At 60.8% G+C, this 20,840-nt stretch carries 16 protein-coding genes and 1 tRNA gene; 4 read left to right on the top strand and 13 right to left on the bottom strand.

Annotation, left to right across the window (positions count from 1 at the left end; translation table 11 throughout):
• Window positions 1-10 precede the first annotated feature (10 nt).
• Window positions 11-1,318 carry an N-acetylglucosamine-6-phosphate deacetylase gene (gene nagA, locus H3V09_RS08650; RefSeq protein WP_144178574.1) on the top strand — a complete coding sequence of 436 codons (1,308 nt, stop codon included), beginning with the start codon at window positions 11-13 and terminating at the stop codon, window positions 1,316-1,318.
• Between the two features lie 20 nt (window positions 1,319-1,338).
• Here the strand turns inward: nagA and H3V09_RS08645 are convergent, their stop codons facing one another.
• From H3V09_RS08645 to H3V09_RS08600, 10 genes are all read right to left on the bottom strand, one after another.
• Window positions 1,339-2,181, bottom strand: coding sequence for an ABC transporter ATP-binding protein (locus tag H3V09_RS08645; RefSeq protein WP_144178576.1), 843 nt, complete (start codon window positions 2,179-2,181; stop codon window positions 1,339-1,341).
• A 132-nt stretch (window positions 2,182-2,313) separates the two neighbouring features.
• Window positions 2,314-4,146 carry a hypothetical protein gene (locus H3V09_RS08640; RefSeq protein ID WP_198191681.1) on the bottom strand — a complete coding sequence of 611 codons (1,833 nt, stop codon included), beginning with the start codon at window positions 4,144-4,146 and terminating at the stop codon, window positions 2,314-2,316.
• A gap of 249 nt (window positions 4,147-4,395) precedes the next feature.
• Window positions 4,396-5,571, bottom strand: a complete 1,176-nt coding sequence (locus tag H3V09_RS08635) for a sensor histidine kinase (RefSeq protein ID WP_198191680.1) — start codon at window positions 5,569-5,571, stop codon at window positions 4,396-4,398.
• Complete coding sequence (locus H3V09_RS08630) at window positions 5,568-6,227, bottom strand: response regulator transcription factor (RefSeq protein ID WP_198191679.1); 660 nt, start codon at window positions 6,225-6,227, stop codon at window positions 5,568-5,570. Before H3V09_RS08630 ends, H3V09_RS08635 begins: the two co-directional genes overlap by 4 nt.
• Before the next feature lie 47 nt (window positions 6,228-6,274).
• Window positions 6,275-7,210: a zinc metalloprotease HtpX gene (htpX, locus tag H3V09_RS08625; protein WP_046322188.1), complete on the bottom strand. Its 936-nt coding sequence runs from the start codon at window positions 7,208-7,210 to the stop codon at window positions 6,275-6,277.
• 85 nt (window positions 7,211-7,295) lie between these two features.
• Entirely contained in the window at window positions 7,296-7,895 is a 600-nt protein-coding gene (locus tag H3V09_RS08620; RefSeq protein WP_198191678.1) for a DUF4411 family protein, read from the bottom strand.
• A complete protein-coding gene (locus H3V09_RS08615; protein WP_198191677.1) occupies window positions 7,892-9,073 on the bottom strand; it encodes an ImmA/IrrE family metallo-endopeptidase in 1,182 nt (393 codons plus the stop codon). The genes H3V09_RS08620 and H3V09_RS08615 overlap by 4 nt, the downstream gene beginning before the upstream one ends.
• Before the next feature lie 163 nt (window positions 9,074-9,236).
• The gene (locus H3V09_RS08610) at window positions 9,237-10,703 is read right to left on the bottom strand and encodes an FAD-dependent oxidoreductase (RefSeq protein ID WP_198191694.1); all 1,467 of its coding nucleotides are present in this window, start codon (window positions 10,701-10,703) and stop codon (window positions 9,237-9,239) included.
• Window positions 10,704-10,820: 117 nt separating this feature from the next.
• On the bottom strand, window positions 10,821-12,788 hold the full coding sequence (locus H3V09_RS08605; protein ID WP_198191676.1) for a heavy metal translocating P-type ATPase: 1,968 nt from the start codon (window positions 12,786-12,788) through the stop codon (window positions 10,821-10,823).
• Window positions 12,789-12,961: 173 nt separating this feature from the next.
• Window positions 12,962-14,848, bottom strand: a complete 1,887-nt coding sequence (locus H3V09_RS08600; protein WP_198191675.1) for a S1C family serine protease — start codon at window positions 14,846-14,848, stop codon at window positions 12,962-12,964.
• Between the two features lie 231 nt (window positions 14,849-15,079).
• Between H3V09_RS08600 and tgt the strand changes: the two genes are divergently transcribed.
• Together tgt and H3V09_RS08590 are read left to right on the top strand one after the other, a co-directional pair.
• Window positions 15,080-16,378, top strand: coding sequence for a tRNA guanosine(34) transglycosylase Tgt (gene tgt, locus H3V09_RS08595; RefSeq protein WP_198191674.1), 1,299 nt, complete (start codon window positions 15,080-15,082; stop codon window positions 16,376-16,378).
• Between the two features lie 56 nt (window positions 16,379-16,434).
• Window positions 16,435-16,520, top strand: a tRNA-Leu gene (locus H3V09_RS08590).
• A 71-nt stretch (window positions 16,521-16,591) separates the two neighbouring features.
• Here H3V09_RS08590 and H3V09_RS08585 read toward each other — a convergent pair.
• Both H3V09_RS08585 and H3V09_RS08580 read right to left on the bottom strand, forming a co-directional pair.
• Window positions 16,592-17,227 carry an RpiB/LacA/LacB family sugar-phosphate isomerase gene (locus H3V09_RS08585; RefSeq protein WP_110424686.1) on the bottom strand — a complete coding sequence of 212 codons (636 nt, stop codon included), beginning with the start codon at window positions 17,225-17,227 and terminating at the stop codon, window positions 16,592-16,594.
• A gap of 97 nt (window positions 17,228-17,324) precedes the next feature.
• Window positions 17,325-18,134 carry a gluconate 5-dehydrogenase gene (locus H3V09_RS08580; protein ID WP_198191673.1) on the bottom strand — a complete coding sequence of 270 codons (810 nt, stop codon included), beginning with the start codon at window positions 18,132-18,134 and terminating at the stop codon, window positions 17,325-17,327.
• Between the two features lie 253 nt (window positions 18,135-18,387).
• Here H3V09_RS08580 and H3V09_RS08575 point away from each other — a divergent pair, with 253 nt between their 5' ends.
• Entirely contained in the window at window positions 18,388-19,479 is a 1,092-nt protein-coding gene (locus H3V09_RS08575; protein WP_198191672.1) for a glycoside hydrolase family 88/105 protein, read from the top strand.
• Here H3V09_RS08575 and H3V09_RS08570 read toward each other — a convergent pair.
• The gene (locus H3V09_RS08570; RefSeq protein WP_198191671.1) at window positions 19,476-20,840 is read right to left on the bottom strand and encodes a dicarboxylate/amino acid:cation symporter; all 1,365 of its coding nucleotides are present in this window, start codon (window positions 20,838-20,840) and stop codon (window positions 19,476-19,478) included. The genes H3V09_RS08575 and H3V09_RS08570 overlap by 4 nt on opposite strands.

Below are 20,840 nucleotides of genomic sequence, written 5' to 3'. Positions count from 1 at the left end.
CAAACCAAACATGTCCAAGGAAGCATACGAGTCGGCGGGGCTCGCGGTTGAATCATCCCTCCACGGACCGGCCCATCCCCTTGTCCTGACTGGCGCAAGGCTGATAGACGCTCGAGGAATCAGGGAAAACAGCTGGATTTTGGCTCTGGATGGCAGGATTGAGCAGGTCGGGCAAGGCAGAGAGAGCCTGGAATCCGCCCTGAGGGCCGCTGGCCTGCCCAGCCTGCCGCCCTCCTTCCTGCCTAGGTCAGATACCCATGACGTGAATGCGGACGGTGCTGAGTTCATCGATGCAGCCAGCTTCATCCTCACCCCCGGGTTCATCGACATCCACTCCCACGGCGGCTGGGTTCACTCATTTGACGACGGCGACGAGGCCATTCGCACAGCCAGGGCCTGCCATATGGTCCATGGAACAACCAGGCAGGTGCTCAGCCTGATCACCAATCCGGTCGACACGATGTGCACCAATCTGCGCTCAGTCAAGAGGGTCATGGACTCCAGGCCCGACGTGCTGGGCGCCCACTTGGAAGGGCCCTTCATCGCACTCTCCCGTAAGGGCGCGCACGATCCCAAGTGCCTGCGCGATCCTGAGCCAGCGGTTCTTGACAATCTCCTGGAGGCTGCCGACGGTTGCATACGCCAGGTGACCCTGGCCCCCGAGCGCGACCATGGCTACGAGGCCATATCCCGCCTGGCCAAGTCCGGTGTGGTGCCTGCGGTTGGCCATTGCGATGCCGACTATGACCAGACCCGCCGCGCATTCGATGCCGGCGCCCGTATACTCACTCATGTTTTCAACGCCATGAACGGCATCCACCACCGTCAGCCGGGCCCCATTCCAGCCGCCGTGGAGGACCGCCGGGTTACGGCCGAGCTGATCAACGACGGTTTCCATGTGCAGGACCCCTGCGTCGACCTGGCCTTCAGGCTCTTCCCCCATCGGATAGCCCTGGTCACCGACGCCATGGAGGCCACCGGCTGCGAGGACGGCGCCTACAAGCTGGGTTCCCTGGACGTAACAGTGAAGGGCGGCCACGCCCGTCTGACCTCCAACGGGGCCATCGCCGGCTCAACCCTGACCCTGGATGTGGCAGTCGGCAGAGCCGTCCAATCCATTGGCCTCCCGGCCCCCCAGGCCGTGGAAGCCGCCACGCTGACGCCTGCCCGGGCCCTGGGACTGGACCGCTCCAACCCGATCACCGGTGCTCCGCTGGGTCTGCTGGCACCCGGCTATGCGGCCGACCTCCTCCTCCTGAACCCGGCTGACTGGTCCGTCAAAACCGTGGTCTGTAACGGGCACAGAATTCAGCTTTGAATCGACCTCAGCGGCTCCTCCTACTCCGACCCGGACAGAAGGAGCCGCTCTATATCCTCTTGATCCATATGGGGATAGGAACCGCAAATCCTCCCATCCTGCATATACAGAATTCTGTCGGCCCTGGAAGCCACCCTGGCATCATGAGTAACCAGAAGGCTGGCCTTGAGTCCCGCACTCATGGCTGCTTGGATGGCATCAAGGGTGTCCTCACGGGCTCTGGGATCCAGATTGCCGGTGGGCTCATCCGCGAAGAGAACCTGCGCATCCATGATCATGGCCCGAGCGATGGCCACCCGCTGCTGTTGACCTCCTGACAGCTCGCCCACCTTTCGCCTCATTACACCGGTCGGCAGGTCCACACAGGCCAGAGCCCGACGTACAGCACCATCATCGGTGGCTGAACCATTCAAGGACCGCGGCAGGATGATATTCTCGGCGACCGTCAAAGAATCGACCAGCATGTAATCCTGGAAAATGAAGGCGAATTCGGTCCTGCGAAGCCTTGCCCGGCGAAAATCCGACTGCCGAGCAATATCCCGATGCTCATACCAGACCTGGCCTCGCAAGGGGGTCAGGATGCCGGCAAGCAGCTTGAGCACAGTGGACTTCCCGCATCCCGAGGGTCCGATCAGTGCCGTAATACAGCCATCTTGCAGTTCTATATTGACTGGCCCGATTTGAGGTGCCGGGCCATTCCTGTCATACGACTTTCCCAGCAGACGATGCCTGCGTCGTCCATTTTCCGAGTAGTCGTAGCAAACGGACCTGGCCCGCAAGACCGTACCGCCACCATCCGGGCCCACACCCTGGGCAGTTACCTGAGATTTTCTTGCATCCCATCCATCATGTCCTGTTTCCATACATCCCTCCTTCTCACGCCCAGCCTTCTTACACGCAATTTTCAAAACATCCGCTCACAACCGCCGAATGTAAGACTCCGTCTCATTTCATGGCGCTCTCACTTATTTCCAGTCCACCACAGGCTGCTTTGCTCATCCCTGACAGACCAGACGAACATAGGAAATCATGTGGGCGACCAGGGCCACCAGCCCCATCGCCAGGACCACCGCCAGAAGCAGACCCAGCTGCCCAGCGGGACAGTAAAAGGAGATACCTCCATAGAGTTCGACTGACTGCGGGTGAGAGCAGAGGTTGACAACCAGGAGCGAACCGGCGCAGGCCAGCAGGAAGGCCGGCAAGACTTCGCTCAGGTACCTTAACGTCCCACTGCATCCGTACCGCCAGACTCCCAAATCAAGAAGGACGGCCACGGCCCTGGTCCTACGCCTCTCCTCAACCATGGTGAAGATCAGCGACAGGACGCCCACGGCACATATGACCAAGACCGGGTAGACGATGACGGCCATTTCCTTCATCCCCTCCCCTCCGGTCTGTGCATAGATCTTGCCAGTCGGCAGATTCGCCACCCATGCTTCAGCCGTCTGGTCAACGACCCCTGTCGGCACCTCCCGGCCACCCACCTGTGACGAAACCAGAGCCAGGGGAGTGCGCCCGCCCCAACGTTCATATCCGGTCTTCCATGCATTTCGAAAGGTAGAAGTAGATAGATGCGAGGGGATGAAGTACTGACCCATTCCACCCGGCAGGTCAGCTATAGCCGCAATCCGACTCCGTCGAGCTGGTCCGTTCCCATCATCAATACAGACCGGCGCGCCGAGGGACAGACCCGCACCCACCTCCGGACTGGAAGCCACCACCCCATCGAGCCCGTCCAATCCTGTACTATCCCGCGCAGGATGCAGGGCTGCCGACGGAAAAATCCGACTCAGATCGCCATCTATTTGAAGGCGTGAGGCACCACGATAGTAGGAGGCGGCCCGGCGTATTTGCCGGTCGCATCCCGCACCGTCCTTTGCCATAGGCACTACGGTGGCAGGAGCCAGAATAAGAGGATCAGTATCGCGCGACCGAACATAGGCAGCCCAATGATCCAGGGCCCCTCGGTCACTGCCGACCGGGCTGATCACAGACCCTCCTGCCAGAGCCGTGGTCAGAGAGGCGCGCGCATTGGCATCGCTGTATCCCAAGAAGCCGAAAAGTCCGCAGGCAACTGCAGTGGCGACGACCACCATCGTGAAGAGCGAGGCCGCCCTAGTGGTCTCCTGATTGCGCAAAGCCAAGGTGACCACAGGACCTTTTGGGTAACCCGCCATGATGACCCCCGCTGCTCGGTTCAATAGGGGTCTGCCCACTCTTATCAAGGCCCATGCCAAGAGAGGAATCAAAAAGATGCCCATACCGCCGGCGGCCGCTCCAGTCCCCTTTAGGTAGATCATCATGCAAGTCGCAAGGACCACCAGGAGCATGGCAGCAGTAGACAGGGCGCGGTGCCGTCTCCCGGAAGAGCGGGGCATGGACTGCAAATCGGGCCGAGCTCGGATGACCCTCACTGCAGCCAATATGGCGCCCAGACATTGGCACAAAACGGAAAGCAGGACCGTCATAAGAATGGAGGAGAGGTTTGGCAGGATGCCATGCTCCGGCAAAAGCATGTCCAGCCGTGCCATGGCAGGCCTTGCCAGAGGCTTCATCAGCTCGCCCAGAGCCACGCCAATGAGGCCTGAGAAGGCAGCCATGAGACCTTGGACGGTCAGTATCGAGCCCAGGAGCCGACAGGGGGAGGCGCCCAGCAGACGGATGCGCATGAGCCTGTCCCATTGAGCAGTGAAGGCATGGTCGCTGATGGTCTTGGAAACGGAAGCTGAAGACGTCAGAAAGATGGCTACCATGATTACCGGAGTGGTCGAATCGGCACCCTCTCCTCCCCGGACCATAGCCTCAAGAACCAGGAGAATCAAGGCCATGGGACAGGCTCCAGCCAGGATGTTCAGGATTTGCAGGCCGCGGTTTCCCCTCCACAAGGAATTCACCAGGCGGATGTACCCGATCCTAATACTCCGCCCCTCAGCCCCTTCCGTTCCGGGTCCTTTCCTTTCACCGCCTATTGCTGCCCATTGCATAGGGCCAAGCTATATCGACGGATAGTGGAGATGCTACCGACAGATGTCACCATCAGGAGGACAAATGTCACTGCGTCCGCTGCACTGCAGAAGTTACCTGCAAGAATCCGCGGTCAATGGAAGGGAGAGTATTACCCGGGTACCTCGGGAAGACTCCGCTGTCTCTGCCGGTCCTACCTGCAAGAAGCCGCCCAAGTCCTTTACCCTCTGCTCAAGGGAGGACAGGCCGAAGCCCGGCACAAACCGACCAGACCCTTTGCCAGGACCCACCCCGTCGTCCGTCACACACAGGCGAAGGGTTCTCGGTGCCAGATCAATAACAATCGAGGCGGAGGAGGCATGGGCGTGACGGACCACGTTGGTCAAAGTCTCCTGCAAGGCCCGGTAGATAAGGACCTTATTCTGCGATGACAGGCCCTCCAGGCTCCCATTCACCGTAGCGGTCACATGCAGACCTGTGGATTCAAAGGAGTCTGCCAGACCGACAATCGACTCCTTGGTCAGCTCCCCGCCAAAGGCAGCCGGGTTCAAAGCCCTGGCCTGCTGACGTACCTGAGCCAGTGCCTTCTTATCGATGTCTTCGGCCTTGATCACATGGGTGAGGGCCCGGTCGATGGATGAACCCTTGTGCAGGGTCCTTTGCGCCGCCTCAAGCTCCATATGCATGGCCGATAGGTACTGACCAATCGAATCATGCATCTGCGAGGCCATCTCTGCCCGCTCCTTAGCTAGGGCCAGGCTCTCTATTGTGAGCGACAGCCTGGCGAGCTGCCGGTTCTTTTCAATGAGCAGACGGCTGGCCCGTGCGTAAAAGAGGAAAGCCACCGCGAAGAAGACGATCAGAGCCAGGTTCAGGACCGTATCGCCCCAGGAGTCCCGTCGCCATTCTCCCCTCCATGCCATATGCAGAATGTAGACCCCTATTTCCCCTCCTACTGCGACCCAGGTCCAGATCTCCGGAAAGGCGAAGAGAACATCCACGGTCACGATGGTGGTGAGAAACATCTGCGGCGGATTGTCAAAGAGAGTGGCTGCCAGACAGACCACGATGAGAAGGCCCCCACAAATGAGGGCAGGAATACGTCGCCGAATCAGCCTATAACCCAGCCAGGCCGACACCATGACCGTCTGGAAGAGGAAGAAGTTGAGAGGATTGCCATATTTTGACCACAGGAAGGAGCAGCAGAACGAAGCGACCTCCACCAGGCCCACGTATGGGAGGGACCCTGGTTTCCGCTCCTGAGACGACACAGTTTCTGACGGGCTCATGACCGCCTTGAGGTCATGGCCAACTCGGTGCGATTGCGCACGCCGGTTTTGTCGAAAATGCTACTGACGCGGTTTCTGACCGTGCCCAGGGATAGGCAGAGATGATCGGCAATCTCCCTGTTGGTTAAACCAGCCACAATCATGTCGATGATCTGACGGTCAGTCCGATCGAAGTCGTCGGCTACGTCGACTCCTCCCGCTGCTTTGACAGGCTTCGACGGTTCGCCTTCCCTGCTGATGAGGTCCATCAGCCTACCCGACTCTGCAGTCCCGAGGACGCGTTCACCCCTATAGACCCTATGCACGGTGCCGATGATCTCCTCTGCATCGGCGTCTTTGAGCAGGTGCCCATATGCTCCAGCCTTGATGCTTCCCACAAGGTTCTCATCCTCGTCGAATGCCGTCAGTGCGATGCATCGGGCTTTCAGTCCTCTCTTACGCAAGATGTCGATGAGGCGAATCCCGTCAATGTCAGGCATACGGCAGTCAACCAGGGCCACATCGACATCTCTCAGGCGAGGGTGCTCCAGAAGCTCCCGGGCACTGGCTGCATCCGCGACAATGTTGATATCGTCCTCATCAGCCAGTATCGAGACCAGTCCTGCTCTGACCAGCTCCTGATCGTCGACGATGGCCAGATTGATGGTCTCCGTCATCCCAGGCATCATCTCCTATCGACAGGGACGCAAAACTGCTCGACCTCTCAGTACCCTACCTGGGCTCCATGCCCGGAATTCACCTGGGTCTGCCCCATCTCCTGGCTCATCTGCATCAGACGGGCGATGCGCTCATCGGTGGGCGGATGGGTGGAGAAGAGCCTGCTGAATCCTTTGACCGAGAAGGGGTTCTCGATCATCATGGCGGCGGCGCTCTGGGTGCCGGCGGTCTGCGGCATAGGCGCAGCCTGAGACCCATAGGATATTTTGTTCAGCGCCGACGCCAGAGCCGCCGGATCCCCAGTCAGCCGGCTGCCGTCCTCGTCGGCGTCATATTCACGGGTGCGCGAAATGGCCATCTGGATCAGGGAAGCACCCAGAGGGGCCAGAATCGAGCTGATCAGCACGCCCAGGAGGCCGAAGACGCCGGAATCACTATCCCTGTCCCGGCTGTCACCGCCGAAATACATGAGGGAGTAACCCAGGTAGGTGATGACCGTAGCCATGGCCGAAGCCACGGCAGAGGTCAGGATGTCATGGTTGTAGACATGCATGAGCTCGTGGCCCAGCACCCCGCGAATCTCACGCTCGTTGAGGATGCGCAGGATCCCCTGGGTGCAGCAGACGGCAGCATGGCGCTCGTTACGGCCTGTAGCGAAAGCGTTGGGCGAGTCAGTGGGGGCAATGTAGATGCGGGGCATGGGCTTGCCGGCTCTCCCCGACAGCTCCCGGACAATCCGGTAAAGGTCGGGGGCCTCCTGCTCGCTGACCGGCCGGGCATGCATGGATGCGATCGCCACCTTGTCAGAGAACCAGTAGGATCCGAAAGTGGTGGCCAGGCCTATGAGGATATAGATGCCCAGCGTCCCCTGGCGACCGCCGGTCAGCCACCAGATGAGCATAATAACGGCCCACATAAGGGCGAACAAAAGCGTCGTTTTCAGGCCGTTGAAATGTCCGTGAACCTTCAGCTTGCCATTCATGGTTCCATGGTAGACAATACCGCTGAATTTTTGCTGAACGACCGCTGAAAAGATGGGACTGCCGGGCTCCTCCCCTACTATCTGCTCAGAACAGGCCTGGTTGGCTCGCAGCCTTTCTCCTGCTTTTAGGCTCAGAAGGAACATATTGGGCCTTCTTCAACCTCCCGTTGGTATCGAAGAACCGGCGAAGATTCATGGTCTTCACCCCAAACTGGTCTGCGATGTTAGGAATCCTGGGCTCTTTCTTCATGTGCTGTCCCTGTTGTAGCGGAACCCGGGCCTCATCCGTCACAATGACCGCCCCCTCGACCTTGGCCACGGCAATCAGCCAGGGATCCGCCTTGCCCTCTGACTCCCAGTATTGGCGCGAGCCTTCCGTATACTGCCCGCAGGTGACCAGATAATCCTGGATTTTCGCATATACCTGCGCATACCTGTCGTCCTTGTGGCTTATTTGGCGGCCTTTGAACACTGCACGCACCCAAAGATCCAACATATCGGGATCGGCAGCCTGCTCGTTGACCAGCTCGTCGTAGACGACATCCACCATGGCAATCAACCTGTCCTCAGCCAGTTTTTCCATCCATCGCCAGAAGGGGTGGAACTCCTTGTAGTCGAAAGGATGGTTGAGCCGGTAGGAGGCGATGAAGATGTTGGAATCAGGCAGGTAGAGAGTAGCAGTCATATCAGCTTCTTTTCACGAATCAAACCCTGATAAGACTGCGGAGAACGCACACCCACCAGGTCGAAGCCTTCGGTTGGAGCCAATCTGCCTCCGTCCATGGCGGCATTGACCAGGCGGACGAAACCGGTGTCAACCCTGGAGGCATTGGTCCTGTTGCCATTGCCATGGGATTCCCGCTCCTGATGATGAACGGCCTTGTCCTGAAGATGCCGATTCATTCGTGTCTGCAGCTCCTCAAGCGTATCCTCGCCAGTCAAGCCGAACTGACGGGCCTGTATCCCCATGGCCAAGGCACTCAGATGGAAGTCGTCAGCTATGGATTCCGCGGCGTCGGCCGGCTCTTGGCCCTCGTCCAGCTTCTCCTGCCACAGCCGCCGGAAGCGGTCATCATCAATCACAGCCTTTACCACAGCCCGGTTTACTGCTCGCTCCATGGCCTTGCGATCCCCTTGGCCGCCAATGCCGTCGAAGAGCTCCTGAGTGCCCAGCAGTACGTGCCCCACCTCGTGAATCAAAGTGAAGATCATGCCGTCAAAGGAATCGTTTCTATTGATGAACACCAGCGGAGCCATATCGTCGATCAGCACGAATCCACGGAACTCCTGAAGATCCAGTTTTCGAGAACTCACGGAACCCACCTGGGAGTTGAGCATGATCATGATGCCCGCATTGGATGCCCGTTCCTTGATCTGACGGAAGCGGTCGCTGGAATTGCGGCCCTCCCAGGCAGAGCGCCCATCCAGTCCAAGGGTGGAGCGAAGCGCATCAGCCAGGGCATCGTCATGCTCGGCATCCTGTACCGAACCGACCAGCGGGTTGGCGTCCAAGCCGGACTCAAGCAATTCATCCCTGGCCCATTCCTGCCTGAATCGCATCTGATCGATGGTGTCCTGCAGGTTTTTGCTGGGCTGCACAGACGTATTGCCTACGGTACGGTACCGGACCAGAGGCTCAAGGCGACGCTGGGGCACGACCGACCTGACCAAGGCGCCGAAAGGAACATGCAGGGCCCTGCTGAGCTGCTCAACCTTGTTGAAGGATACGGACACGGGTTCCTTGGATTCCAGCCAATCCGGCAACTGGCCAAGCCCCCGGCGCCGAGACAGGGCCACCGGATCGGCATCACTCTCCTCAACGGCCCACTGCAGGGTTGCCGGATAGAGAGTCAGATTAGCCATGCCACGCTCCTTCGATTCCGTGAAGGGCTCTAACGACAATGATAGCTGCGCCGGGTCTATCCGTCCGCTGTGAGCACCCGGTAGCCAGATCAAGAAACAGGGCCTGGACGTGGTTTATGAAACCTCATCCAGGCCCTGCCACTGACGGCCTAAGACCAATCGCCTACTCGCCGTGGGCGAGCTGGCGAAGCTGGTCGGGATCGATGACCTTGATGTGCTCGCGGCCGACCTTGGCACCTTCGGCTCGCTCATAGGCATCTACCCGCTTCCAACCGGCGAAGTCGATGGGCCTGATGCCCTTGTCGGCCAGGAAACGGTCAATCGAATCGTCGTCACGATCCTTGGCGAAGCGGCCGCGAGCCGGGCTGGCGGCCAGGTCATCCAGCATGTTACCGATGGTCTCCAAGGCATCGGACTTGGTGGATCCGATCAACCCCACAGGTCCTCGCTTGGCCCAGCCCGTTGCGTAAAGACGGTCGATGGGTCGGCTGTCCTGCCCTTCGGGAGCAGTGGTCACGCGACCATGGACGTTGGAAAGGGTGTAGCCGGAGAAGTCATAAGGAACGCCGGGAACCTCGGCAGGCTTGTAGCCGATGGCGTGGTAGACGGCCTGTACCGGATACTCCTCGTACTGGCTGGTCTCCTCCATGGTGCCCTCGGGCGTGACCTTGGTCTTCTCCACACGGATGCCGGTCACCTTGCCGTCCTGGCCGATGATTGCGGCGGGCATCCGGTAGAAGTGCATATAGAAATGGCGGTCGGCGGGGTTGCCTTCGAAGTCGACGCCGCCGTCCTCAGCCATGTCCTCGGCCATCTCCCTAATGGTGAAGAGCTCCTCCAGCATCTGCCGGGTCAGCTTGTCGGCACCGGCCCGGTCGATGGTCTCCTGGTCCAGGTCGAAGTCCTCCTCGTCGATGACGATTTGCACTCCGGGCAGCTTCTCCAGCTCACGCAGTTCCTGGACCGAGAACTTGGCCTGGGCCGGGCCACGACGGATGAACATGTGCAGTTCACGGGCCTGGTTTCCCTGAATTCCTTTGTAGACGTTATCGGGGATGTCAGTGCCCAGTAGGTCGTCGGCCCGACGCATCAGGATTCTGGAGACATCCATGGCCACGTTCCCGCCTCCGATGACGGCCACCTGCTTGGCATCCAGGGGCCAGTCCTGGTCAGCGTCAGGATAGCCGTCATACCACTCGACGAAGTGAGCGGCCCCATGAACGCCATCAAGTTCGTGGCCGGCGATCTCCAGAGGGCGGTCGTCCACGGCGCCGGTGGCGAAGAGCACCACATCGTAGCGCTGAAGCAGATCATCCAGGTTGACGTCCTTGCCGAACTCCACATCCGCATAGAGGTGGATCTCGGGGTTGTCCAGGGTCTTCTCCAAGGCGCCGGCGATGTACTTGATGCTGGGATGATCGGGAGCCACACCGTAACGAACCAGGCCGAAGGGAACGGGCAGCTTCTCGAACAAATCGATACGGGCCCGGTCGCCCAGACCCAGGTCGGCACCCTTCTCCCGCAGCTGCCGCAGCAGAATGTCAGAGGCATAGACCCCTGCAGGCCCCGCGCCTATGACGGCCACGCGCAGGGGGGAGCCGGCTTCCTCGCCGCGGGCCGGTGCGGGCATGGTGGAATCGTTGACATTATTATCGCTCATGCTTGTCAGCCTAACTCAAAGCGGAGGGCGGGAACAGAGCTAGTTGGGCTCCATCCCCGGGACTTTCACCAAGCGTCGCGAATAGCCTTAGTCCCGGTCTATCAGTGCAGTCAGGGCCCAGAGGATGGAAACCACGTCGATGGCCTCCTGTGTAAAGGCGCCGACAACCACTGGGATCAGGTCGAAAGCGGCGCAGAGCATACCCACCGTGGCCAGGGTCAGCCCCAGCATGACCGCCTGGAGCATGACCCGCTTGGTCCTGCGGGCGATGGTGATCGACCTGGACAGACAGGCGATGTCGTCGTTCATGATCACGGCCTGGGCGGACTCGGAGGCGGCCGTAGTGGTCCCGTCGGTGATGGCCATGCCCACGTCGGCGGCGGCCAGGACCGGGGCATCGTTGACACCGTCCCCCACCATCAGGGTGATGGATTTGGTCACTGACTCACCAAGGAATTTGGACAGCCAGATGTCCCAGAATGGCTGACGGTTGGGCTCCTCCCTGGAAGCCTTGGCGATCAGATCGGCCTTGTCCTCGGGGAAGAGGCCGGCATGCACGTCGGTGATGCCCACCTGGTCGGCGATGATCCGGGCCGAGTCCTCCTTGTCGCCGGTGACCATGGATAGACGGGTGATGCCCAACTCCCGCAGCTGGGTAATGGTCCGGGCGGCATCCGACCTGGGCACGTCCTTCATGACTACCCTGGCGGCCAAGACCCCATCGATAGAGACGTAGGAGGCCATCTCATCAGGCGCCAGGGGGCCGAATAAATCACTTGAATGCCCGTCTGCCACGAACTGGGCCCTGCCCACCTTGACCTGGTGGCCGTCGACCTGGCCCTGGACCCCGTTGCCGGAGTCCTCCCGAACCTCCCGCGCATGCAGATGGGTCTGGCCCTTGCTCTGTGCCCGCAGTCGCTCCTGGGCGGCGGCCCCGGCCTCGGCTATTCCATTGGCCAGGATGTGGACCGAGTAGGACTCCACAGCACCCGCCATGGCCAGAATCCGGTCCGTATCCACCTTCTGCTTCCCACCGTCTGGCAGGTCAATCTTGGACACCTGGGGACGTTTTACGGTCAACGTGCCGGTTTTGTCGAAAAAGATGTGCGAGACCCGGCCCAGATTCTCGATCACATCCTGGGTCTTGATCAGCAGCCCCGCCTTGGCCAGCCTTCCCGTCCCGGCCATGTAGGCCACAGGGGCGGCAATCAGCAGAGGGCAGGGGGTTGCCAGGACCAGAACCTGGGCGAACCGGGTCGGCACGCCGGAGATGATCCAGGCCACGCAGGCGATAATGAAGGCCACCACGGTGAAGGGGACCGCCATCAGGTCGGCTGTTCTGACGACTGCAGCCCGGGAGTTCTGGGCGGAGCGCACCAGGCTGAGGATTCGCTGGTACTGGGAGTCCCGCGCCAGCTGCCGGGCCCGCATCAGGAAGGTGCCCGAACCGTTGACCGCTCCGGACATGACCTGGGCGTCCTGGTAGAGCCTGCGGGGCATGGGCTCGCCGTTGATGGTGGACATGTCCAGGGTGGCGGTCGGGCTGATCAGCTCACCATCAACGGGCACGGTCTCGCCGGGCTTGACCACCAGGAGGTCGTTCAGACGGACCTTATCGACATCCACCGTGCTCCAGTCGCTCTCCTTGGGAAGGGCATGCTCCCCCTCTGGCAACTCTGCCTGGACCACATGGGCCACCTGGGGTGCAGCCTGGACCAGCACGGTCAGGTTGTTCTGCGCCTTGTTCCCGGCGTACTGCTCGATGGCATCGCCCGAGTAAAGCATGAGGACCACGGCCCAACTGGCCCAGTACTGCTGCACAGCGAGGGTGGAGAGGATGGCGACCACGGCCAGGATGTCCACACCCACGTGGCCCTGGCGCACGTCATCGATCATCCCCTTGAGGGTATCCACCAACGAGACGGCCACCAGGACGGCGACCAGCCATTGGGCAGCCTGGCGATAGGGGTGCCAAAGCAGGCCCATGACCAGCCCGCAGACCAGAACCACCCAAAGCATGGGGACTTTCTTGGCGAAACTCAGGACTTTTGACATGACCACTTCCCCGCTCCGGACTCGTCTACCTGACAGCCGTAGCCGGATCACGGCTCTCTTCTGCTCTTGACATTTCAAGCCTATACCGCGCCAGGGCCAGCGGTGTACGGCGGATACGACAAGGGGCCGCACCCGCCAAAGTGACGGATGCGGCCCCTGGGTTCAATCCCGGATCACTGCCCGAAGAAGAAGCGGAAGGGATCCATGGAGTCATCGTCGTCGCCCGAACCGCCCTGGCCGGAGTCGCCGTCCTGGCCGCTGCCGTCCGAATTCCTCCTGTTGGTCCTGGGCTTGCCCTGAACGGTCTTCTCCTCGCTGTCCAAGGTGGCGTTCACCTCGGCGGTCTTGCCGTCGCGCACCACAGTGATCTTGACCGAGTCGCCGAAGGCTGCAGCCCGGACAAAGCCCAGCAGGGAGTAGTTGTTGTTGACAGCATGGCCATTGAAGGCCACGATGGTGTCCCCGACCTTGATGCCGGCCTTGTCAGCCGGGGAGCCCGAAACCACATTGGTGACCTTTGCACCGCCGCGGGTGACCCCGTCGGCCTGGGCCGTGCTGCTCTGGATGGTGACGCCCAGGGAGACGTGCTTGGCCTTGCCGTCCTTGATGATCTCATCAGCAACTCGCTTGACCAGGTTGGATGGGATGGCGAATCCGATGCCGATGGATCCCGCCTCGGATTTGGAGGAAGCCATGGATGCGATGGAGGAGTTGATTCCGATGACCTCGCCGGCCGCATTGAAGGTGGGGCCGCCCGAGTTGCCGGGGTTGATGGCCGCATCCAACTGGATCGCGTTGGTCACGATGGGGTTGTTGTTGCTCTCGTCCATGACCGAGACCGGGCGGTTCAGAGCCGAGACGATGCCGGTGGTGGCCGTGTTCTCGTAGCCCAGGGGGTTGCCGATGGCCATGACGTTCTCGCCCACGGCCAGCTTTTCGGAGTCGGCGAACTTCACAGGCTTCAGGTCGGAGGGCGCCTGATCCAGGCTGAGGATGGCGAGATCGGCAGTAGTGTCGGTGCCGACCACCTTGGCCGTGTACATCTGCCCGTTGGAGAGGGTGACGTGAATCTCCTGGGCGCCATCGACCACGTGGTTGTTGGTGACCACATGGCCCTGGGTGTCGAAGACCGCGCCTGATCCGGCCCCGACCCCGCTCTTGGTCTGCACCTGGATGGAGACCACGGACTCGGAGACCTGCTTGCTGATGCCCTGCCAGTCAGGAGCCTGCCCGCCTTCGACCTTGGCTGTGCCCTGGCCCGAGGAGTTGGAGGAGACTCCGCTCAGCGAGGAGGACGAGGGCAAGGTGATCCATCCGTTGGACAGAGCCGCCCAGCCCAGGCCCAGCATGAGAGCTGCAGCCACCAGGGCAGCCACCACGGCGGTGAAGACGTACTTGCCCGTGCCGCTCATGTTGCTGCTGGCGTTGTGGGCGGGACCAGGCCGACCGTTGAGGCCGCCGGATCCGAAAGGCACATAGGGGCCCTGGCCGGAAGGCTGGCCGCCCTGGGGGTTCTGGCCGGCGTTCTGACGTGGCTGGCCGTTCTGACCGAACTGGCCTGGCTGGCCGTACTGCCCGAAGAAGCCCTGCTGAGGACCTGAGCCATATCCCTGGTTAGGCTGCTGGTTGGGTTGTTGATTGGGTTGTTGCTGACCCTGATTGTTGGCAGGCGGACGTGAGCCTGCTGGCGCGTATGCTCCATACTCGGGCGCAGGCCGATAATAAGGCTGCTGCTGCGTCGGCGCATCCTGCCCAGTGGCCGAGCCACTGGAGGCGGAGGCTGAAGCCCCGGTGCCGCTATCGCCATTCGACCCGTTTTCCGTAGTCGCGGGTCGTGCATCGCCGCCAGGCATGGCAATAGGGGTCGTGGGCCTCTGGTCCCAAGCCTGAGTCTGCTGATCCCCTTCTTCTGGCGCGGGGACTTGAGCAGAGTCGGTCTGGTCTGTGGAAGCTCCCGTCTCCTGCTCTTGATTGGCGGCCCCGCGCTCGATGTGGCTTGGCTGCCAGGACTGGTCGTCATCGCCGCCCCTCCAAGGGTCGGCCTTGTGCTCTTCAGCCATTTCTGCTCCTTTGGATCGATGCCGCTGCCTGCTATTCGGTCACGCTTGTCAATCTACCCCGTCGCCCGCGCTTTTTGCTGTTTCCGGCTGACAGGCGAAGCGGGTTCTCGCGTGTATTGCTTCCAAGTCTAGAGGCGAAGTGCTGAATGTTGTCTGGACATTGTATGAAAGTCACATCGACTGTACACAGGGCACAACAGAACGGTTGGATGTCTTGGATACAGTGGAGCCATGAGCCTGATCACCAACCCGCTGGGAGCCACGCCGGGCCGACCCGGCGACCGCGCCGCATTCTCATTCGAGACCCTGAACCGCCTGCCTGACAGCCCCGATGGCCTGGGGCACAATGGCCGCCGCTACGGCCGCACCGGCATCATCCACACTCCTCACGGAGACATCCACACTCCCGCATTCATCCCCGTGGCCACCCAGGCGGCCATGAAAGCCGTCCTGCCCGAGCAAATGCAGCAGCTGGGCGCCCAGGTCCTTCTGGCCAACGCCTTCCATCTGTTTGAACGTCCCGGCCCCGACATTCTGGACCAAGCAGGAGGCCTGGCCCGGTTCATGAACTGGGACGGCCCCACCTACACCGACTCGGGCGGCTTCCAGGTCCTCTCGCTGGGAGCGGGATTCAAGAAGACCCTGGCCATGGACGTGACCGGCATGAAGTCGGACCAGGTGATCGCCGAAGGCAAGGAGCGACTGGCTTTCGTGGACGAGGACGGGGTCACCTTCAAGTCCCCGCTCAACGGCGACCGTCACCGCTTCTCGGCCGAGATCTCCATGGGCATCCAGCACCGCATCGGAGCCGACATCATGTTCTCCTTTGACGAGCTGACCACCCTGATGAACACCCGCACCTACCAGGAGCAGTCGGTGGAGCGCACCTTCCGTTGGGCCAAACGCTGCGTGGACGAGCACCACAGGCTGACCCAGGCACGGACCGGCAAGCCCTACCAGGCCCTGTTCGGCGTGGTGCAGGGGGCCAACTATGAGGATCTGCGCCGACGTGCCGCCCGCCAGATCGCCTCCCTGGACTTCGACGGCGTGGGCATCGGCGGTGCCATAGAGAAACGGCTGCTGGGGCAGACCTGCGCCTGGATCTGCGACGAAATGCCCGAATCCCGGCCAAGACACGTGCTGGGCATCGCCGCTGTGGACGATATCTTTGCGGGCGTGGAGAACGGCGGAGACACCTTCGACTGCGTATCCCCCGCCCGTTGCGGGCGCAACGGGGCCGTCTTCACCCGTGACGGCCGCTGGAACATCAAGCGCGCCCAGTTCAAGACTGATTTCAGACCCATCGAAGAAGACTGCGACTGCTACACCTGCACCCACTACTCCCGGGCCTACATCGACCATCTGCTTCGCGCCCATGAGCTCAACGGCTACACGCTGGCCACCATTCACAACGAACGATTCTTCGTGAGGCTACTGGACGAGATCCGCCAGTCCATCGACGGCGGCTACTTCGACGAATACAAGAAGGAGACCCTGGCTCGGTTCTACGCCCACGGATCCAAGGGCTGAACCAACACGCCATTATTGCGCCGCATAGACAAACGTGCTAGCCTTTCCAGTTGTCTGCGAACGTGGCGGAATGGTAGACGCGCTGTCTTCAGGTGGCAGTGAGCTGATGCTCGTGAGGGTTCAACTCCCTCCGTTCGCACCAAACAAAACGCCGTTGGCAAGGAATCCTCCCTGTCGACGGCGTCTTTTTATATCTCGCCTGCCAAACGGCTTTCACAGGCGAGCGGCAATCATCTCCTTGATCTTCCCATCCTCCGCATTGGCCATGAAGTACTCTGCAAAATGCTCGCCGGAAATGGTCTCTTTAAGGAAGCCCTGGTCAATCCGCTCCAGCACCTCCGGCAACGGACGATAGACCTGATTCTTTACATCACGCAGGATGCCGGCATTGCGACGCTCCGGCACCGCCCGCTCCTTGGGATAGCCGCCACCGGCTGGCTCGGCAAAGAGACGCTCGAAAATCAGCTTCAGGTTCAGCTCGGCTCCCCACCCAAACCCTTTGGCGAAGGGGATCGAGAGGGCATTGCCCCCGTTGATCTGGCTGAACAAGTAGGCGTCAGTCGGATCCACGGCCAACCCGCAGACCACGCCAGGGAAACTGTTCAGGGCCGTCATGGCCCCCTGGCCGGTTCCGCACCCGCTGATGACAAAATCAGCCGCCTTGCTGTTGAGCAGGATCGAAGCCAGCAGGCCATTCTGCACGTAGGTCAGCTGGCTCTCCCCCTCCTTGCCGTACATGCCATAGTTGAAGGCCTGAAGCCCTTTCTGATCGCAGACCTCCTTCAAGGTCGCGAAAATCAGGGCGTTCTTCGAGGCCTGCGAGTTCTCGTTGATCAACGCTACTTTCATGCTCTGCCTACTCTCCCTCAGCACTGATTGATTTCACTACCCGTCTGAACCCCTGCACCCCCTCGGGCAGGCAGCCCGAAAGCTTCTTACCGCGGCCTTACCGAGGCTGCTTGCCGATATAGGCCAGAATGCCGCCATCAACATACAGCACCTGCCCGTTGACGAAGTCTGAGGCCGACGAGGCCAGAAAGACCGCAGGACCCTGGAGGTCCGAGGGATTCCCCCATCGGGCTGCGGGCGTCTTCGAAACGATGAACTGATCGAAGGGATGCCTGGATCCATCGGGCTGACGCTCACGCAGAGGCGCGGTCTGCGGGGTGGCGATGTAGCCAGGTCCGATGGCATTGCACTGAATGTTGGCACCGCCGTATTCCGCACAGATGTTGCGGGTCAGCATTTTCAATCCGCCCTTGGCAGCCGCATAGGCCGAGACGGTCTCACGCCCCAGCTCGCTCATCATCGAGCAGATGTTGATGATCTTCCCGTGTCTCTGCCGGATCATCCCCGGCAGGACGGCTTTGGAAACTATGAAAGGTCCGATGAGGTCCACATCCACCACCTTGCGGAAGTCCTCGACAGTCATGCTCAGCATGGGGATCCGCTTGATGATGCCGGCATTGTTGACCAGAATGTCGATGGTGCCGACCTCCCTGTCAATCCGGTCGACCATGTCGACCACGGCACCCTCATCGGTCACGTCGCAGACATAGCCCCGGGCCGGAATACCTGCCTGCCTGTAGGCCTGGGTCCCCTTGTCCACCGATGAGCGCCTTGAAGCATTGAAAACGATGGTCGCGCCCGCCTCATGCAGGGCGGAGGCTATTGCAAACCCGATCCCGTACACAGCGCCGGTCACCAAGGCCACCTTCCCCTTCAGAGAGAACCTCGACATGGAAAACTCTTCCATGATGACCTCCTCATCACCGACTGTTGCGCTCGCGGAAACTGTGTAGGGTATGCCGCATCCGCAGATGTACGGCTGAACAGCACCACCGCTGGTTCGGCTTTAAAGTATCAGGCAATGAGTTCTGCGACAAGAAAGTTGCAGGAGCTTTCAACCCTGTATTTCCAACACTCCGGGCCGAAATCCCAGGGGAGACGGCCGGGCTGCAAAACAGTAGGATGTTCGATGAAACCAGCCCATCAACGAGGAAGGCACCATGGTTCAGACCCCGTCAACACCACTGGAGTATGCCCAGGCAGCGGTCGACACACTCCGCCGCACGTATCCGAACCCGGCCGACCTGCCGCCGATCCGCCATTTCCACTACCATCAGGGCGTCCTTCTGTCTGGAGTGCACCAAACCTATCTGATCAACAATGACGAATCCTATCTGGAGTACATAAGGGGTTGGATTGAATCCAACCTGGATGACCAGGGCCACGTGCTCAACCACGATCCCGTATGCTTGGACGACATCCAGCCAGGCATCCTCCTCTTCCCCCTTTATGACCATTTCGGATCCTCCCGGTACAAGACCGGCCTGGACCAGTTGGCCGACGACCTTGAAGCCTATCCAAAGAACGACGAGGGCGGATTCTGGCACAACGACGGAGTACCGCGGCAGATGTGGCTGGATGGGCTCTATATGGGCGGCCCCATGATGGTGGAATACGGTACCCGCTTCGGACGCAGGAATCTGGTGGACGAGGCCGTCAGACAGGCCCTCCTGATGCAGAGGAAAACCCGCGTACCTGAAACCGGGCTCTGGCGGCACGCCTATGATCCCGATCGTAAGGAACCCTGGGCCGACCCTGTAACAGGTCTCTCGCCCGAATATTGGGGGCGGTCCATCGGCTGGGTGCCCATGGCAGTAGTCAATGAACTGGAACTGCTGCCGCAGAGCCACCCGGGGCGCGAGGATCTGCGAAACCTGGTCCGCGACCTGCTGACCGCAGTCTGCCGCTATCAGGGCCCCGACGGCCGTTGGTGGCAGGTTCTCGACAAGGTCGGCCAGGCGGGCAACTGGCCCGAGAACTCTTGCACCTGTCTCTTCGTGGCCGCCATCTGCAAGGCCGTAGACCAAGGCATTCTGGACAAGACCTATCTGGAAGTAGCCAACAAAGGATATGAGGGGGTCATAACGAGCCTCGAGTGGCAGGGAGATGACCTCCTCATCGGCGACATCTGCATAGGAACCGGCCCCGGCAGCTACGAGGAATACTGCCAGCGACCCACCAGCATCAACGACATGCACGGGGTGGGCGCCTTCCTGCTCATGTGCGCAGGAATGGAACACGTACGGGCCTAGTCTGCCGACTGTTGTATCTCCTCGTCCGCTTCAATGTCCTGGTCGTCGAAGACCTTGCGGCCCTGGTAAAGATCCAGGTCCAGCTCGTTCTCGGTCCTGGCCACGATGACTGCCGTATTGGCGGCACCAGCCACGTTCACCAGCGTACGGCCCATATCCACCAGCTGGGAAATAGGCTGCATGATAGCGATGAATGGTACGGGCAGGCCAGCCGCCGTGAATAGGGAGGTGGCGGTGATCGTGGCTGTGCCGGGCACGCCTACCGTCCCGACGGAAACCACCAGGGCAAAGACGATCAGGAGGGCGAAACGCAGGGGGGAGTAAGGAATCCCCTGTGCGTTGATGGCGAAGACCGCCAGGAGAACGGGCCAGAGTCCGGCGCATCCGGGCATGCCCAGATTGGCTCCCAGACTAGCCACGAAGGAGGCCGTCTCTTCGGGAACGCCGGCAGAGCGCAGCTGACGGACCGTGACAGGAATGGTCCCGATGCTGCTCTCTGAGGTGAAGGCGACCACGCCCGCCGGCCAAAGGGAGCGGAAGAAGGGCAGAGGATTGACCCTACCGACCAGGGCCAGGATCAGGGGTTGGACCAGGAAGAGCTGAATGGCCAGACCCAGGTAGGCCACCAGAAGAACAGCAAGCAGGGGCAGAAGGCTCTTCAGGTTGCTGCGACCAATGGCGGCTGCGATCAGGGACAGGACCGCATAGGGGGTGAAGCCGACCACGATTTGGGTAGCCTTGGACAGGACCACATTGCCGGCTTCCACGAAAGCCTTGAAGGAGGCCACGCTCTGCTCGCCGCGCGGGGTTGAGGCAGCCTTGTTCAGAGAGACGGCCAGGAGGATGGCGAAGATCACGACAGGGATGACCTGGTTCTGGGCCCAGTTTGCCGCCAGATTCGAAGGGAAGAGACCGACCAGGGTATCGAGCACTCCTGGCACCTCGTGAGGCTTGGCCTCCTTGGGCAGGGCCTGGTTGAACCCCTTGCCGACCTGGAAGAGCAGCCCCAAAACCAGGGCTATCACGGCGGCTGTGAAGGTGTTGACCAGCAGCAGAACGATGGTCTTCACACTGATGCTTTTCAGCCGACCAGACCCTCCGATACGGCTGATGCTGGCAATGATGCTGAAGAGCAGCAGGGGTACCACGAGGGCCGAAATGACCTCGGACCAGACGTTGCCGAATGCCCCCACATAGGTGGTGTGACCGGAGAAGCCCACACCTACCAGTATTCCCAGTACCGTCGCTATGATGACCCGCCAACTGAAGTTGACCTTGGTCTTCCTGCTCAGCAGGGCCAGCCCCGCAAAGAGAATGACGACCACTATCAGGGCCGCCCAATCCCAACTTGTTTCCGACAT

Source organism: Bifidobacterium sp. M0399, assembly GCF_016100595.1.
Classification (GTDB): Bacteria; Actinomycetota; Actinomycetes; order Actinomycetales; family Bifidobacteriaceae; genus Bombiscardovia; species Bombiscardovia polysaccharolytica.
Note: the sequence above shows the minus strand (reverse complement) of the source record. Positions and strands in the feature narration are given on the sequence as shown.

Bases quoted from the DNA above. Each gene is read 5' to 3' on its own strand.
- H3V09_RS08575 (WP_198191672.1), top strand. From the start codon at position 18,388: ATGGTTCAGACCCCGTCAACACCACTGGAGTATGCCCAGGCAGCGGTC.
- H3V09_RS08635 (WP_198191680.1), bottom strand. From the start codon at position 5,571: ATGAGCCCGTCAGAAACTGTGTCGTCTCAGGAGCGGAAACCAGGGTCC.
- H3V09_RS08620 (WP_198191678.1), bottom strand. From the start codon at position 7,895: ATGACTGCTACTCTCTACCTGCCTGATTCCAACATCTTCATCGCCTCC.
- H3V09_RS08610 (WP_198191694.1), bottom strand. From the start codon at position 10,703: ATGCCCGCACCGGCCCGCGGCGAGGAAGCCGGCTCCCCCCTGCGCGTG.
- H3V09_RS08580 (WP_198191673.1), bottom strand. From the start codon at position 18,134: ATGGAAGAGTTTTCCATGTCGAGGTTCTCTCTGAAGGGGAAGGTGGCC.
- H3V09_RS08640 (WP_198191681.1), bottom strand. From the start codon at position 4,146: ATGGCCTTGATTCTCCTGGTTCTTGAGGCTATGGTCCGGGGAGGAGAG.
- htpX (WP_046322188.1), bottom strand. From the start codon at position 7,210: ATGAATGGCAAGCTGAAGGTTCACGGACATTTCAACGGCCTGAAAACG.
- H3V09_RS08615 (WP_198191677.1), bottom strand. From the start codon at position 9,073: ATGGCTAATCTGACTCTCTATCCGGCAACCCTGCAGTGGGCCGTTGAG.
- H3V09_RS08570 (WP_198191671.1), bottom strand. From the start codon at position 20,840: ATGTCGGAAACAAGTTGGGATTGGGCGGCCCTGATAGTGGTCGTCATT.
- H3V09_RS08585 (WP_110424686.1), bottom strand. From the start codon at position 17,227: ATGAAAGTAGCGTTGATCAACGAGAACTCGCAGGCCTCGAAGAACGCC.
- H3V09_RS08645 (WP_144178576.1), bottom strand. From the start codon at position 2,181: ATGGAAACAGGACATGATGGATGGGATGCAAGAAAATCTCAGGTAACT.
- tgt (WP_198191674.1), top strand. From the start codon at position 15,080: ATGAGCCTGATCACCAACCCGCTGGGAGCCACGCCGGGCCGACCCGGC.
- H3V09_RS08600 (WP_198191675.1), bottom strand. From the start codon at position 14,848: ATGGCTGAAGAGCACAAGGCCGACCCTTGGAGGGGCGGCGATGACGAC.
- nagA (WP_144178574.1), top strand. From the start codon at position 11: ATGTCCAAGGAAGCATACGAGTCGGCGGGGCTCGCGGTTGAATCATCC.
- H3V09_RS08605 (WP_198191676.1), bottom strand. From the start codon at position 12,788: ATGTCAAAAGTCCTGAGTTTCGCCAAGAAAGTCCCCATGCTTTGGGTG.
- H3V09_RS08630 (WP_198191679.1), bottom strand. From the start codon at position 6,227: ATGACGGAGACCATCAATCTGGCCATCGTCGACGATCAGGAGCTGGTC.